The following is a 16129-nucleotide window of genomic DNA, read 5'->3' as shown; positions in this document are numbered from 1 at the left end:
CACCGATTGACGTATGAGTAAAGGTACTTTATTCGATAAAGTTTGGGACTTACACACCGTTGGTACACTTCCCTCAGGGCTGACACAACTATTTATCGGGCTTCACCTCATTCATGAAGTCACTAGTCCCCAAGCCTTTGCTATGTTACGCGAGCGGGGTCTAAAGGTACTGTTTCCTGAGCGTACTGTCGCTACGGTAGACCATATTGTACCTACAGAAAATCAGGCGCGTCCTTTCATCGATCCCTTGGCAGAGGAGATGATTCAAGCGCTGGAACAGAATTGTCAAGAAAATAACATAACTTTTTACAATATTGGTTCTGGCAGTCAAGGTATAGTTCATGTGATTGCACCCGAACAAGGACTGACTCAGCCGGGAATGACTATTGCTTGTGGAGATAGCCACACATCCAGTCACGGTGCATTTGGAGCGATCGCTTTTGGTATCGGTACTAGTCAAGTGCGGGATGTCCTTGCTTCCCAAACCCTGGCCCTATCCAAGTTGAAAGTCCGAAAAATTGAAGTTAACGGTACTCTTAATCCTGGCGTTTATGCCAAAGATGTAATTTTACATATCATCCGCACCCTTGGCGTTAAAGGTGGCGTGGGCTATGCCTACGAATTTGCAGGTACTACCTTTGCACAAATGAATATGGAAGAAAGGATGACAGTGTGCAATATGGCGATCGAAGGCGGTGCCAGATGCGGTTACGTCAATCCGGATCGAGTCACCTACGATTACCTCAATGGTAGAGATTTTGCCCCCAAAGGTGCAGATTGGGACAAAGCAGTAACTTGGTGGGAATCTATTAAAAGTGATGCTGATGCCGAATATGACGATGTAGTGGTATTCGACGCTGCCGAAATTCCTCCCACCGTTACCTGGGGAATTACTCCCGGTCAAGGTATCGGTGTGAACCAGTTTGTGCCTCAGCCAGAAGAACTACCCGAAGAAGACCGCTTTGTTGCCGAAGAAGCTTACCGCTACATGGATTTATACCCAGGACAACCCATCAAAGGCACCAAAATCGATGTCTGCTTCATTGGTAGTTGCACCAACGGCAGAATTAGCGATTTGCGGGAAGCCGCCAAAATCGCCAGAGGTCGCCACGTTGCCGAGGGAGTTAAAGCTTTTGTCGTCCCTGGTTCCGAAAGAGTCAAGCAAGAAGCCGAAGCTGAAGGACTAGACAAAATATTTGCAGAAGCAGGATTTGAATGGCGCGAACCTGGATGTTCCATGTGTCTGGCAATGAACCCCGACAAATTACAAGGAAGACAAATCAGCGCATCATCTTCAAATCGCAACTTTAAAGGTAGGCAAGGTTCCTCCTCCGGTCGCACATTATTAATGAGTCCGGCAATGGTAGCTACCGCCGCCATTAAAGGCGAAGTTTCAGACGTGCGTGAGTTGTTGTAATTTTAAAGGGGCATGGGGCATGGGGCATAGGGAAGGGAAAAGGGGAAAGGGGAAAGGGGAAAGGGGAAAGATTAAATTTATTCCTTTTCCCTTTAACCTTTAATCTTTTCCCCTATCTCCCCATCTCGCCATCTCCCCATCTCCCCATCTCCCTCATCTCCCCAATCACCAATCTCCAAAATCCCCAATCCCCAATATGGTCAGTGAAGTTAAAACAGTTTCCGGGCGCGGTATACCTTTAGTCGGCAATGATATAGATACCGATCGCATTATTCCCGCCCGCTATTTGAAAGCCATTACCTTTGATGGGTTAGGCGAAGGCGCGTTTATTGATGACCGCAAAGCATTAAACGGCGAACATCCCTTTGACCAACCCCAATATCAAGGGGCAAAGGTTTTAATCGTTAATAGAAATTTTGGTTGTGGTTCTTCACGGGAACACGCACCGCAAGCGATCGCTAAATGGGGAATTCAAGCTTTAATAGGTGAAAGTTTTGCCGAAATCTTTTTCGGTAACTGTGTGGCAATGGGTATACCTTGTGTCACAGCCGATGCTGCTAATGTCAAACAATTGCAAGAATTAATAGCAGCCAATCCCCAAGCAAATGTCACAGTGAATTTAGAAACTTTGCAAGTGCAAATTGGCGATTACAATACGCCAGTTTTTATTAGTGAAGGTACAAGAAGCGCCTTTATTGCTGGTACTTGGGATGCTTGCGGTCAATTAGTCGCAAATGCCGACCAAGTTCGGGCAACTGCGGCAAAATTACCTTACATCGGTTGGGGAAATTTAGCTGCAAGTTAGTATTTTCTCATTCCCTGGCTCTGCTAGGGAATGTTAATTTAGGGAACTCCAAAAAATAAAATATTCCAGTTTATGCCTTGACTGTCAACAGTCAACAATCAACAATAGCAATAAAGTTTTAATCTCCAGTGTTTTGTTGACAACTTGCATTAGAGTCCAAATCCTGACATTCTTTGCTTTCTAACAATTGCTTGACTGTAATACCAGGTTGACAACTCATCAAAGTTCCTGCCAACGCAGCCAAGGTCATTACAGTAGCTATTCCCAATAAAGTAGCTTGTTTTAAAGGTTTAATTGTCCTGATTAAATTTTCTATTCCAGTACCGCTACCAAGAACTTCAATCGGCTTGAGTGCTTCTAAAGCAACACTGGCATTAGCATAGCGGCGTTTGCGATTGCGTTCCACCATTTTTGTTAACCACGACTCAAAACGCGGACTGATTTGAGGAACTAATTTGTGTAAATTAAAACGGTAATCATCATTAATTAGTTTACCAATATCAATGGAACGAGTATTACTCAATAAGCAAATTAATGTTGCTCCCAAACTATATAAGTCTGAGGCTTCTGTGAGGGGATGACCAAATTGTTCTTCTGGGGGCATGAAGCCTGGAGTTCCTGTGACAAAGCTACTAAGAGCTATTTTTGTATCCTGGATTCTAGCCAAACCAAAATCAACTAAATAAGCATTTAATTGCTCATCAATTAAAATATTCTCTGGTTTAATATCCCGATGAATAATTGGCGGAATTTGCTTTTGCAGATAAACCAAAATTTCCAAGATTGATATTGCAATTTGCTTAATTTGTTCTGGATAAAAGCTACGTTTTTCACCTAAGGATGGGGCATTTTTATATTCTTGAATCATATAAAAAAACCCTGGAATTTCAAAGGAATCTATATAACGAGGTATGCGGGAATGATTCAGTTGTTGCAAGATTTCAATTTCCCGTTCATATACTTTCACACCAGACCAATCCGCAATTGCACTGGCTAAACGAAATTCTTTAATTACTACTTGGCGATCGCAATTCAGGACACTCGCTAAGTAAGTAACGCGTCCTCCTTCTGTGTTGCGTCCTAGTTCTCTAATAACTTGATAACCTTGTTGGGAAAAATCTGGATGGTGACTCAAGGGAATTTCCCCTTTATCTCCATTACGCACATCAAGCTCCATTATATCCACCACATGAGTTTGATTTTGTCAAGGTGTAATTCAAAATAAAGAGCGACTCACCCAGATTGTTAACCGTATTTCCAACTTACTCGCCCGAAAGCACATAAACACAAATTAATGCCCTTATTTCCCTAACACCAGCTACCTCAACTTTGGCAAAGTTGGGTAGTGGCTTGTTTATGCGCCAAATTGTCAAATTTGCCCCAACCATTGGGCAATCTGGGCGTTAACAATATCCGGAACTTCATCGTGGGGACAATGACCGGCATTGGGAATGGGCACTATTTTGATGTCTTTGCCATTCTCACGTGCCTTTTCGTAAATCTTGGCCCCAGTAATTGGCGTCCAGGGATCGTCAGCACCCCAAATTACCAACAGAGGACGTTCGACTTTGGGCAATAGTTCCTCTGGACTGGGGCCGGGAGGTGCTGTGAGAATCGAGGCGAAAACTTGTTGCGCTCCAGGATCGCAAGAGGGAGTATAAAGTAAATCCACTAATTCATCGGTGACTGCTTGGCGATCGCGGTAAACTTGGTAAAGAGTGCGGCGAATTTGGGATTTTTGGCGGATGCGATTGTAAACAAATTTGCCTGTAATTGGCGATCGCACAACCCGATTAAAAGCCGCCATTACAATCCTTAGCGGCGGATTCAATTCGTGGGGACGATGACTCAAGCCACCCGCAGAGTTGATTAAAACACCGCCAGCAGCAATTTCTGGATGTTCTACCAGTACTATCAAACTCAAAAGTGCGCCGATGGAGTTACCAATAAATACAGCTGGTTGCTGGATGTGTGCTGTGCAAAAATCTTTCAGCAGTTCCACCCAAACTTCTACACTGTAATCAATGGCTGCTTTATCCGAACCACCAAAACCCAAAAGATCCAAAGCAAAAACTTGGTAGCCAGCATTCGCCAAAACTGGGATGTTTTTGCGCCAGTGACCAATGGAAGCACCAAAGCCATGAACCAGTACTAAAGGGCGTCCCGTACCCATAACGGTGTACTGAATTTTATAGCCCTGCCAAGTCCAAAAGAATTTTTGAATGCTGGTAGCTGTTGTTATCTGCTGTGTAGTTCCAGTCATTATAAAGATTTATAAACTCTGTTAAATATAGTAATGTTCTCTGGCGTCATATCTTGCGCCTCGGCATAGAATTTGTGGGTAAAAGGCAAGGGGTAAGAGGCAATAGGCAATAGGCAATAGTTAACAGGTTGAGGGTAGGCTTATAGAAAATTGAAGTGTATGGAATTTTTTTTAGGCAATTAATAGGAATTCTAATATAGCAATCTTATTTGATTTTTGTAAAACTAGGCAGAACTCAAAACCTTTTTTTACTATTGTCTTTTGCCTTTTGCCTACATAAATAATTGATATGTTAGTTTCATCTATTACCAGGGATTAATAAGTTAGGGATACCAAATACCCCTTTGACTTTTTAGACGAATGGTAGTGTGAGATGAAAAATACAAATCATGGTAACTTTGGTCATTTGAGGAAATTTGTTCTTGCTGCAACTTCTGTAGCAATTTTTTCGCCAATAGTTTCTGCTTACGCAACTTCAGGGTTTTCTACCATCGTCGCCCAAATCCCTAATAATTCGACAGAACAACAAATTTTAGCTCATAATGCAGTAGAAACAAGCAGTAGTAGTACTACTATTCAACAACAAACTGTAACTAAACAAAGCCGGACTCAAGTAAATAATAGTAGGGTTGCACTCAAGGAAAAAAAAATAGGTTTTAGTCTGGCAATTTGGGAACCATCCGGTCATTTATCAGAAGTCATTGCCCGCGTTTCTATTAAAAGTAAACAGAATAATAGCTTTTTAAAAGAGCGATTTTTGGGTGATTATAAATACAAGATTCAGCAAAAAGCGAAATTTGTTAATGGATTAAAAGCAAGCGATCGCATTGTGGTGCGATTATACGATGTACAAAACCGCTTCATTGGCTACAGCGAATTTGAATGTTTATCAGCAAACACCGCAGTTAACTTGATTTTGTCTGCTAAACCGGCGGAATATCGAGTCATTCGCACTGTTTATGGTATCGATGCTAACCGGGATGGCATCATTGACGCAGGTACTACCACTTACGACTATTTCACCCAAATCAGCAATCAAAGGGTTACTTTTCTCAGCGGTTCCCAAACTTTCCAAGCTAATCACTTCCAAGTACAAGGTTTATCTCCAGTTAAAGCCAACAGCGTTTATCCTGTATCTTTTACCCAAGGTGAATTCGCTTTAGTCCGTCAGTCTTCCTTCACCATTTTTAATTTTGAATTGGCACGGGCTTTACAAGCTATTCCTGGTAGTTTAGTGCAGGTGACTGAAGTCAGCGATAACTCTAGCTACAATGTCAGCCAATTACTAATGAATTATCGCCAAATCGGCATATCTCGCAACCTGCAAGTTGAATTTTCGGATGTTTCCACAAATTATTGGGCTAGAGATTTTATTGCTGAATTGGCAGCAATGAAAATTATCGAAGGTTTTCCCGATGGAACTTTCCGCCCAGATGCACCGGTCACTCGTGCCCAATTTGCGGCAATGCTGCAAAAAGCCTTTACAAAGGGCAAAATTCGCCCAGCAAAAGCTTTTCAGGATGTCTCCAGTCGATACTGGGCTTACAATGCCATTAGAAATGTTTACCAAATGGGCTTTTTAAATGGCGTAATTGGCAGTGATTTCAACCCTACTCAAAACCTTTCTCGCCTAGACATTTTAGTAGCTTTAGCACAGGGTTTAAATTATCAAGCCAGCGGTTCCACGGATACAATTTTATCTGTTTACAACGATGCAACTAACATCAGTGGCGAACATCGCAGTCTGATTGCTGCCCTTACACAACGCGGTATAGTTGTTAATTATCCCAACGTGAATTTATTGAACGCCGAACGCATAGCAACTCGGTCTGAAGTCTCAGCTTTGCTATATCAAGCACTTTACAGCACTGGCAAGGTAGCAAATATCTCCTCACAATACGTTGTGGGACAACAACGGTAATTAGGTAACCTTATGGTGGTAAGGGAGTAGTGGTGTCTCTTGCCTGCTCAATTGTAAATTGAACTACCTGACCATAGGAAATTTCCAATGTATGGCCATCTGGGTCTCGCAGATAAGCCCAGTAACCAACTGGGGGGCCGGAGTCATTCGGCCCATTCAACAGTACTTTCTCTGTGCGTGCTTCATTGCACAGGCGATCGATGTCTTCTCGATTTTGATAAGCTACTCCAAGATGGGATTGTGGTAACAGTGCGCCTTCCACTTGAGTTGATTGAATTAAGACAATCACAAAAGGTCTGGTAAGGTCGCTAATCCAAGCAACATCTGATTGAATCGCTTCATCGATACGACGGTGGACAACGGTCATTTGGGCATATTTTTGATAAAATGCGATACTTGCGTCCACATCCCTAACTGCAAGGGCTATGTGAGTAAAACCAACGTCAGACATGATACAAATTCAAAATTAGGAAACTTGGGGATTCTAGTTTTCTGAGGCGCAAACCAAGAAATTCTATTGTTGTCCAACAGTGTGAAAAGTTCCACGATGGAAGCTAACACGATTGATAATAAAGATAGGCGTTATCTTCATAAAAATTTATGTTCTTAACTTGGTTTGACAGCAATAGTTGGCTGCTGGAAATTGGCGAAAAACGGATATTAATCGACCCTTGGCTAGTTGATTCGTTAATTTTCAGTAATTTGGATTGGTTATTTAAAGGGCAGCGATCGCAAAATCGCCCCATACCTGAGAATATTGATTTAATTCTCCTATCTCAAGGTTTAGAAGACCATTCTCATCCACCAACACTCAAGCAGCTTGACCGCAATATCAAAGTTGTAGCTTCTCCCAATGCAGCTAAGGTGGTAGACAAACTAGGTTACACCAAGGTAACCACCCTCGCTCATGGAGAAACTTTCATTTTAGATCGTCAAATTGAAATCAAAGCTTTTCCTGGTTCGCCCATCGGCCCCACTTTAGTAGAAAATAGTTATCTCCTCAAAGAATTGGAAAGTGGTTTAACTTTATACTATGAGCCTCACGGTTATCATTCTCCAGAAGTGAAGCAAGCTGCACCTATCGATGTAGTGGTTACACCGTTTATTGACATGACATTACCGTTACTTGGGCCAATTATCAAAGGAAAAAATAGTGCTTTAGATATCGTAAAATCCTTACAGCCTCAAGTAATATTACCGACAGCAGCAGGTGGTGATGTGATATTTGAGGGATTGTTGATGAAATTGATACAGACTAAAGGAAGTGCTGCGGAATTTCGTTCCCTATTAGAGAAAAACAATCTTTCCACACGGGTGATTGAACCAACACCAGGCGATCGCTTTCAAGTACCATTGGAAAAGCGAGCATTAGCAATTTAAATTTGATTTTTGAAATATACTTAGTGGACTGTCAAGGCTAAAATAGTGCATTAGCTTGACTCTTGTGGGGTGGGCATCCTGCCCGCCCGGACGGGTGAGGACACCCATCCCACAATAAATTTTATTGCAATATTTAAGGCTTTGGTGCGTTCCTGAGATTTTTTCATAAATCAAATCGGATTTCTATAGCAATTTTGGATTTTGCAAAAAGTTTGTAGACGCTTTGCCACAAAACGAATTTTAAATTGTAAATTAAAAGCATTTACACAATTTTTTATCTCAATTTACTATTAAATACAACTCAAAAAAAATCCTCAGTTATATTTCAACATCCTGGCTTATGAAAACTCCAATCTTTATCCTTACATTATTCTGATTCCTGAATTCTGAATTCTGAATTCTCTTTATTTATATTATGTTGCACGTAAATTTCTTTGATGGGAAAGGGAATTGTAATTCCTGCTTCCTGATAGCGTTTGTGTAATTTTTTAATAAATATATGTTTGCCAATTCGCTGGTCAAAAAATTCGCTAACTCGCATATAAAGGGTGAAGTCTATACTAAAATCCCCAAAGGTGTGAAATCTGATATATGGTTCATTGGCAATTAATTTCGGTGCGATTTCTTGCATAACTTCTTTGGCGACTTCTACAGTTACTTTTTCCACTTCTTCTAAATCGCTATCATAACTAACACCAACATTCAGAGTTAAGGTTATTTCCTTAGCGGGTAAATGATAGTTGGTAAAAATTGCCGATGCTAACTTAGAATTTGGCACAATTACCACATTATTAGAAACTTCTTTGATTGTTGTGTTGCGCCATGTGATATCTGTAACGTAACCTTCCTGTCCACCATCTAATTTTACATAATCTCCAGTTCTAACTTGTTTTGAAATAATTAAATAAAACCCGGCAAATAAATTTGCTAAGGTGTCTTGAAGTGCCAAACCAACAGCTAAACCACCAATACCTAAAGTTGTCAGTATTGGCGTAATTTTAACACCGACAGTTTGCAACAAAATTAATGTTCCTAAAGCCAAAACAACAACTTTAGCAACATTAGAAACTAGTGAAGTGGGAACTCCTTCTGTTCTTTGAATTAATAAATTTACAAAACCAGCAGTTAGCCTTGCTAAGACTAAAGTAACTGAATACAGAAATGCAACAGTGAGAATTTTTTGCAGGACATTAATAATATCTGGTCTGAGGGGAGAACTGAGAACTGCCCAAAAAAAACCAGCAATCACAAACCAAATAAAAGTCATGCGATGCAGGGCATGAAATATAATATTTCCCCCAGCTATGCGTTTTTTAATAACGAAATTTTCCAGCTTTCTAAAAATCAGTTTTTCTCCAATTATTCCAGCTAGCACGCCAGCTACAATAAAGCCCAGTGGCAAAATCCATTGCATGATATCCATTTGCATTTGTTTTTTGTAATTATTGTTAAATTTAACTTGACAAATTTGAGATTATTTTGGCTAATACCAAATTAACCATTGAATTGTACCTGCCATTGGTAGATGTTCTCCAAGGCTGTTATCCTATTGCCTGAGGCTTTTCATAAGTGCTGGGTAAGTGCTGTTTGGTTGCATTGAAACCACTTTTGCATGAATTTTGTCAGGCAAAAACAATCTGATGATTGATTACTAAACAATCTCTAGGTGTATTTGGCACTGGACTATAGTTCAAAATTAATAACATGGACTTGCCAATTATTTACCACCCAGATTACGTTGCCCCATTGCCTGAAGGCCATCGCTTCCCGATGTCCAAATTTCGGCAACTCTACGAATTACTATTAGCTGACGGTGTAGCAAATCAAGAACAATTTCATACACCTGAACGCCCGCCAACAAAGTTAATAGAATTAGTTCACACCCCAAACTACGTCCAAGCTTATTGTCAAGGAACCCTAGAACCCAAAGCACAGCGTCGCATTGGTTTACCTTGGAGTCCAGCGCTGGCCAATCGTACTTGTGTAGCGGTTGGTGGTACAATACTGACTGCTAAGCTGGCACTGAGTCAGGGTTTAGCTTGTAATACCGCTGGTGGCACTCATCATGCTTTTCCCAGTTATGGATCTGGTTTTTGTATTTTCAATGATTTAGCGATCGCCTGTCGCGTTTTACAAAAACTCGGACTCGTGCAAAAAATCCTCATTGTAGATTTGGACGTTCATCAAGGAGACGGCACTGCTTTTATCTTCCAAGACGATGAGAGTGTTTTTACTTTCTCCATGCACTGCGAAGTTAATTTCCCAGGTACGAAACAAACCAGCGATTTAGATGTTCCTTTACCAGTGGGAATGGAAGATGATGCTTATTTGCAAACATTGGCAAGTTATTTACCAGATTTATTATCTCAAGTCAAGCCAGATATAGTATTTTATGATGCAGGTGTAGATCCTCATGTAGGCGATCGCTTGGGAAAATTAGCCTTAACAGATGCTGGCATTTTCCGTCGAGAAATGCAGGTTTTAAGTACTTGTATGAGTGCTGGTTATCCTGTCGCTTGTGTAATTGGTGGCGGTTATGCTGATGATATGAAATCCCTCGTTTGGCGACACTCTTTACTGCATCGTGCTGCGAGTCAAATTTATCAACAGTACAAACTATAGTCATTTAGTGGGCAATACTACGCAAAGTTGTAAAGTTTTAAAACGCAGAGGAACGCAAAGTAAACGCAAAGGTACGCAGAGTATTTCCAAATTTAATTCGTAGCGAATGGAACTAAAATAAACTTTGCGCTCCTCTGCGCTTACCTCTGCATCCCTTTGCGTTTAAATTTAAACCCTAAAAGGCACTACTGGATGAACCACGGCAAACTCAGAATCTACGAGCTAGCAAAAGAATTAAATTTAGATAGCAAGAAGCTATTAGCAATTTGCGAAAAACTCAACATTGCAGTCAAAAGCCATACAAGTTCCATCTCAGAACCTGAGGCAGAACGCATTCGTTTAGCGATAAATAAACTCGCAGCAAAATCCACAAAAAGTAAAACATCCTCTGAAGATTGGGGTTATACATTTGTAGGTTCAACAATTGATAAATTAATCCGCAATCTTGAAGGAGAAAGCGCCCTACAAGCATATCCTGAGTTTCGGGAACGACGCGAACACGCCAATGAATTAATGTTTGAATGCGTTGGGAAAAAACCTTGTCTATTTTATGTACGTCGCAAAGGTGCAGGAAAAGATCCAAAAGAAGAAATTTGGGATTTAACAATAGCAACAGATTCTGATAATTTCCAATTACCACCAAGACTTGATAAACTAAAAAAAACATTAGGATTTACAGCAGCTGTCCAAAAAAATGGACGCGACGGTTTAAAGATACTTTCGGCTCATTTATTACAAATATCGCGGGGAAATGCTGATAGCTATTCTGTAGCTTTTCCCTTACGTTTGCTACCTAATCACCAGCATCATCTCGACATTCCACCAGCGACATTGACGCGCATAGCAGCCGCACCAGTTTGTGGTGATAATGTACCTACAGAAGATCAGCTAAAAGCTTGGAAAGCGTTTTTACAAATTGAAGAAAAGATTGCTAAAGCGCGTCAATTTTGTGTACGTTATGTACGTGATAACTATAACTTAAAAAGGCGAATAAATTTTGAAATTGATGTCACCTCAGCTACCCTTGATGGCTTTTATCAAAATTCTTTAGAACTAGAAAACTTTTGGGAACGCGCAAAGCAAGCAAAAAATGAAGATTTAAAACTTTTTGAAACTGCTCCCATCGGCAAAAATTGGCTGAGTGGTCGTCAATTAGGGACTATTGAAGAAATAGATCCCAATCGTTGCATTATCAGCGTTAGATTAGAAAGAGACTTAGCTGAATATATCGCAACAGAACGTTATAAGTTGCCAACTACAGGGTTTTTGTGTTTTGAAGCAGTTGGTGATATTCAGCAAATTCAACGTAAGAAAAAAGCTTTAGACGATTTGAATAATGGTTATACTCAAAATCAATATTTGGGTAACTTTTTATTCGATGCTTCCCAGGCTAGAAAAATCAAAACAACTACTGAAATCCAACCACAAGATTTACTATTATCTGCTGCAAATCCAGGTCAAAAAGCAGCAGTAGAAAAAGTACTTGCAGCTAAGGATCTTGTTTTGATTCAAGGGCCGCCAGGTACTGGAAAAACTACCGTAATCGCTGAAATTTGCTATCAAATTGCCCTTCGTGGTGGACGCACTTTAATCGCTTCTCAAGCTAATTTAGCAGTAGATAACGCCTTAAGTCGATTAGTTCATAACCCAGTTATTCGTGCTGTACGCAAAGGAAAAGCCGAAAAAGTTGGCGAGGAAGGACAGCCATTTTTAGAAGACCAAGTAATTGGTAGATGGCTGGAAAATACTGCAAATGACTGCGAAAATAATCTAGCTCAAAGATTTGAAAATATTCAAATCTTTCGCAAATTACTCTCATCATCACAAAGATTTACAGGCTATTTGCAAGCAGAAGAAGAATTCGATAAAGAACAAAGTAAATTCCTGAAAAATAAGTTAAAAATAGAGTCAAACTTTAAAAATCAAGAAAAATCTTACAATGATTCTTTAGCAACGCAAAATGAGGCAGAGTCCTTAATTTCTGGTTTGGATAATTTACTAAATACTGTTCCTAATGTCAATTGGGAATCTCCAGAAATCACAAATTTTCTGCCACTCCTGAAACCCTATGCAGAAGGTAATACTTTAGTAGAAGAATTTTTAGCCAATGTTCGTAAATCTATTAAATATAGTGATGAACTTGGCTTTGTGCGTCCAGCGTTTGGTGCTTTTGGTTTAGCGATTTGGTTGCGTGAAACCATCGCAACAGAAATTTCGCAATTTAAAGCTGCTTTGAATTCTGCTCAAAGTGCCAGTGAAACTATGTCAGCAGTTGCAGCGTTGGCGCAGACTGTGAAACAAAATTTTGACTTGTTAAATCAGTTACAAACAGATTATCAGAAATTTCTTACCAAGCAGCAAAACCTACAGCAAACAATTCAGATATGGCAAAATCGCCAAAGGGAAATTGATTATATTATATCAGCAGTTAAAGAATGGAAGTCTACAGCGCATTCTCATCTCTATCAAACTTTAAAAGATTGTCAGCAATCAGGTTTACCATTAACAGATAATTTAGTAGACTTGCCATTAGGTTTGTTAATGTTTGCTAATACATTAAAATTACCGATACTACCAAAAAATTATCAAATTAACCTACCAGATTGGGAGTTATTGACAAAAGCTATTACTTATGAAATAGACGGAAATTTTAGCGATCGCCAAGGCAAACAGCATAATTTTAGTTACTTTTTACAACAAAATTTTAGTCAGATTCCAATGGTGCTATCACAAAGCGATCGTACTCAATGGCAAGAGACTTATCAACAGTTTAATAACTATCAATTGCTCAACCCAAAACAACGAAAGTTACTGGTTGAAAATACCCACTTTTTCTTAATTAGAATTCAAAAAACTTATGGCGCATCATGGGAATGGAATAACATCGATTCTACTCTCACCCGACTTACACAAGAATTACTAGAAACTATCCTGGCAAATGCACGTCAATGCGTTTTAAAAGTCAAAACTGAAGCAGAACAACAACTTCATCATCTACGCCAGCAATTAAATGAACTGCAAAAAAATGAAATCAGCCAAGAGCAAATATCTGCTACTCAATATCAACTAGAAAAAGCACAGCAAGATGCTAATTTTCAACTTGGACAAGTTGTTAATATCTTGCAAGAACTCAGCCAACAGCCAAATATACCTGCTCAAGTACGCACTTTAGCCGAGCAATATCTCACAACACAATCAAAAATTTGGGAACAACCGCAAGAATTTACTAAGCAAGTGCATTCCTGGGTAAATTGCATCACTCAGCTTGAAAACTTAATTTCATTATTAGAACCTTTTGCTGTGTTGGAGGTAATCAAAACTTCTCTAAACGAGCATTTAGCTAAACTCAAACAAGAAACTGACAATTCTCTACAAGAACTTCAAAAATTGGAAATTAGCCTCCGGGAATTAGAACAAAAATTACAACCACAGCCATCAGAAAGTTTAATTGCAGAAAGAATGTGGTGGTCGGCAGAATGGCAAAATATACCCGATAAATTTAAACCAGAAAACTCTAGTGGTGATTTGCTGAATATAGAGTTTTTACAGACTTTAAATCTTAAGTTTGAATCTTGGCAACAACAACTCCAAAAAGAAGAGATTTATCTCAACAAATATCAGAATTTTGTGCAAGATTGGATAGAAAAATTAAGACAGCCAACAGAAGGCGATGCCTGCGGCGGGCTACGCCTACGCAACGATTTAAGGCGCATATATTTAGACAATGCCAACGTTGTAGGTATCACCTGCGTTCAAGCTGCCAATAGAGGTTTTTCTGAAGAATTTAAATCCTTTGATGTCGTCATTATTGACGAAGTTAGTAAGTGTACTCCACCAGAATTACTAATTCCCGCATTGAAAGCTAAAAAATTAGTCATGGTAGGCGACCACAGACAATTACCACCCATGCTCGATACTAGCACTTTAGAAGAAGTTGCCCAAACAATTGGCAATACGCGAGACGAACTCCAATTTTTAGAAGAGTCGCTATTTAAAAGTCAGTTTGAATCTGCCGATGAAAGTATCAAGCAAATGTTGACTACACAATATAGGATGCATCCATATATTATGGGTGCAATCAATCAGTTTTACGATGGTAAACTAGAATCTGGTATTTTAGAACCTGATATAAAACGCGCACATAATTTAGCAGGTGAAATCATCCAAGAATCTCACCATATTCTCTGGGTAACAACGCCTATTGAAAAGAAGTTTTTAGAGGAACGTAGCGGAACTTCTTACTTTAATACTCCAGAAATTGATGCAATTGAACATTTGTGTCAGCAGTTCGAGAAAACTTGGGCTTCTAAAGTTGCTAATGGCGAACCAAAAAAAGAAATTGCGGTGATTACATTTTATGGCGCTCAATTAAGAAAAATCGATGAACGCCTGCAATCTGAACTTTTCCCTTCTCTAGAAATTCGTACTGGTACAGTAGATAGATTTCAAGGCATGGAAAGACCTGTTGTAATTGTGAGTATGGTTCGTAACAATAATAAAGGAGATGTGGGATTTGCTAAGAAACCAGAACGAGTGAATGTTGCATTTTCCCGCGCTCAAGAACTGCTAGTAATTGTTGGCTGTCATGATTTATTTACCCATCAACCAGGTAAAATAGGAAGTATGTATTCTGAAGTTTCCAATATTGTCAGCCTTCATAACGGTTTCGTTGATGTTTCTGGCTTCTTCAGCTAAACTCGACTTTATCCAAAATTAATAACTTGCTTTGATTGACACGGTGCTAAGATCCCCGACTTCTTCAAGAATTCGGGAATCTTAGCCTCTCAAAATTAATACGATGAATTACTAGATTTTAGTTTTCTGAACCATTCCAAGAGCTTAATTTGCAATAGTCATCAATCTAAACACGGTACAATCCAGAGGCACTTTTTATTGTTACCAACGCAGGTTAAGGATGGAAGCAAATTTTCTGACGGCTGTTTTTCTGCCCCTGGCTCTATTTATTATCATGTTAGGCATGGGACTAACCTTGACCCCAGAGGATTTTAAGCGAGTTGTAATCTATCCAAAAGCAGTGGTGATTGGTTTAGCGGCGCAGCTAATCGTGTTGCCCATTGTGGGCTTTGGCATTGTATCAGTGTTTCCCCTTGAGCCACAATTAGCAGTAGGTATGATGATTTTAGCAGCCTGTCCCGGTGGCGCTACCTCTAATATGATTACGTTTTTGGCTGGGGGCGATGTTGCTCTTTCTGTGACGCTAACAGCTATTAGTAGTTTTATTACGGTTTTTACGATTCCTTTGATAATCAATTTGTCAATGCAGGCATTTTTAGGGCAAGGAACAACCCTACAGTTACCTTTCTTAAGTACGTGCGATTCGTTGATTAGTGAATCACGGCAACCAATCCGTAAATAACTAATCCAGCCTGACAGCAGATTACTGTCACCAAAAGGCTGAACTCTCGGTCAGATGTAGGTGAAAGCCCTACCATTCAGACTCAGAATTGACTCCTCATCTGCCCACACTGAGTAGACTCGGTTTCTACAGGGTGAAGCTGGGAACAGGGCGCAACCAGACGATCGTTACGGATCGACACTGGCGCTAATAGGGAGTTCCTATGATGAAACAGAGCCTAGAAAAGCAACTTATGAAAAGGCAAGGCGTAACAAAAAACCCCTGACCTCACTGGAGATAATTCCCGCCGAGTATGTACTTAACAACGGCAAGAGTCCAGGGAATCCAGTAGTTGAAATGGCTAC

The 16129-nt window shown here is 40.0% G+C and carries 10 protein-coding genes and 1 pseudogene; 7 read left to right on the top strand and 4 right to left on the bottom strand.

What is annotated here, in order from left to right; genetic code table 11:
* Window positions 1-13: 13 nt before the first annotated feature.
* Window positions 14-1417, top strand: coding sequence for a 3-isopropylmalate dehydratase large subunit (gene leuC, locus VF06_RS12385; RefSeq protein ID WP_099068915.1), 1404 nt, complete (start codon window positions 14-16; stop codon window positions 1415-1417).
* 196 nt (window positions 1418-1613) lie between these two features.
* Window positions 1614-2222: a 3-isopropylmalate dehydratase small subunit gene (leuD, locus tag VF06_RS12380; protein WP_099068916.1), complete on the top strand. Its 609-nt coding sequence runs from the start codon at window positions 1614-1616 to the stop codon at window positions 2220-2222.
* 118 nt (window positions 2223-2340) lie between these two features.
* Here the strand turns inward: leuD and VF06_RS12375 are convergent, their stop codons facing one another.
* Together VF06_RS12375 and VF06_RS12370 are read right to left on the bottom strand one after the other, a co-directional pair.
* Entirely contained in the window at window positions 2341-3399 is a 1059-nt protein-coding gene (locus VF06_RS12375) for a serine/threonine protein kinase (protein ID WP_099068917.1), read from the bottom strand.
* Window positions 3400-3591: 192 nt separating this feature from the next.
* The gene (locus VF06_RS12370) at window positions 3592-4485 is read right to left on the bottom strand and encodes an alpha/beta fold hydrolase (RefSeq protein ID WP_099068918.1); all 894 of its coding nucleotides are present in this window, start codon (window positions 4483-4485) and stop codon (window positions 3592-3594) included.
* 373 nt (window positions 4486-4858) lie between these two features.
* On the opposite strand from VF06_RS12370, the gene VF06_RS12365 reads away from it, so the two are divergent.
* Entirely contained in the window at window positions 4859-6406 is a 1548-nt protein-coding gene (locus VF06_RS12365; RefSeq protein ID WP_099068919.1) for an S-layer homology domain-containing protein, read from the top strand.
* A 10-nt stretch (window positions 6407-6416) separates the two neighbouring features.
* Here VF06_RS12365 and VF06_RS12360 read toward each other — a convergent pair whose 3' ends face one another.
* Window positions 6417-6857, bottom strand: a complete 441-nt coding sequence (locus VF06_RS12360; protein WP_099068920.1) for a VOC family protein — start codon at window positions 6855-6857, stop codon at window positions 6417-6419.
* A gap of 149 nt (window positions 6858-7006) precedes the next feature.
* Here VF06_RS12360 and VF06_RS12355 point away from each other — a divergent pair, with 149 nt between their 5' ends.
* Window positions 7007-7786: an MBL fold metallo-hydrolase gene (locus VF06_RS12355; RefSeq protein WP_099068921.1), complete on the top strand. Its 780-nt coding sequence runs from the start codon at window positions 7007-7009 to the stop codon at window positions 7784-7786.
* Between the two features lie 367 nt (window positions 7787-8153).
* Here the strand turns inward: VF06_RS12355 and VF06_RS12350 are convergent, their stop codons facing one another.
* A complete protein-coding gene (locus VF06_RS12350) occupies window positions 8154-9203 on the bottom strand; it encodes a mechanosensitive ion channel family protein (RefSeq protein WP_099068925.1) in 1050 nt (349 codons plus the stop codon).
* Between the two features lie 287 nt (window positions 9204-9490).
* Between VF06_RS12350 and VF06_RS12345 the strand changes: the two genes are divergently transcribed.
* The 3 genes and pseudogenes from VF06_RS12345 to VF06_RS12335 form a co-directional block, all read left to right on the top strand.
* Complete coding sequence (locus VF06_RS12345) at window positions 9491-10408, top strand: histone deacetylase family protein (RefSeq protein WP_099068922.1); 918 nt, start codon at window positions 9491-9493, stop codon at window positions 10406-10408.
* Between the two features lie 192 nt (window positions 10409-10600).
* Window positions 10601-15103, top strand: a complete 4503-nt coding sequence (locus VF06_RS12340; protein WP_099068923.1) for a translation initiation factor IF-2 N-terminal domain-containing protein — start codon at window positions 10601-10603, stop codon at window positions 15101-15103.
* A gap of 220 nt (window positions 15104-15323) precedes the next feature.
* A pseudogene (locus tag VF06_RS12335) lies at window positions 15324-15740 on the top strand (bile acid:sodium symporter family protein); the annotation flags it as partial.
* Window positions 15741-16129 lie beyond the last annotated feature (389 nt).

This window comes from Nostoc linckia z4 (assembly GCF_002608075.1).
GTDB lineage: Bacteria > Cyanobacteriota > Cyanobacteriia > Cyanobacteriales > Nostocaceae > Nostoc > Nostoc linckia.
Note: the sequence above shows the minus strand (reverse complement) of the source record. Positions and strands in the feature narration are given on the sequence as shown.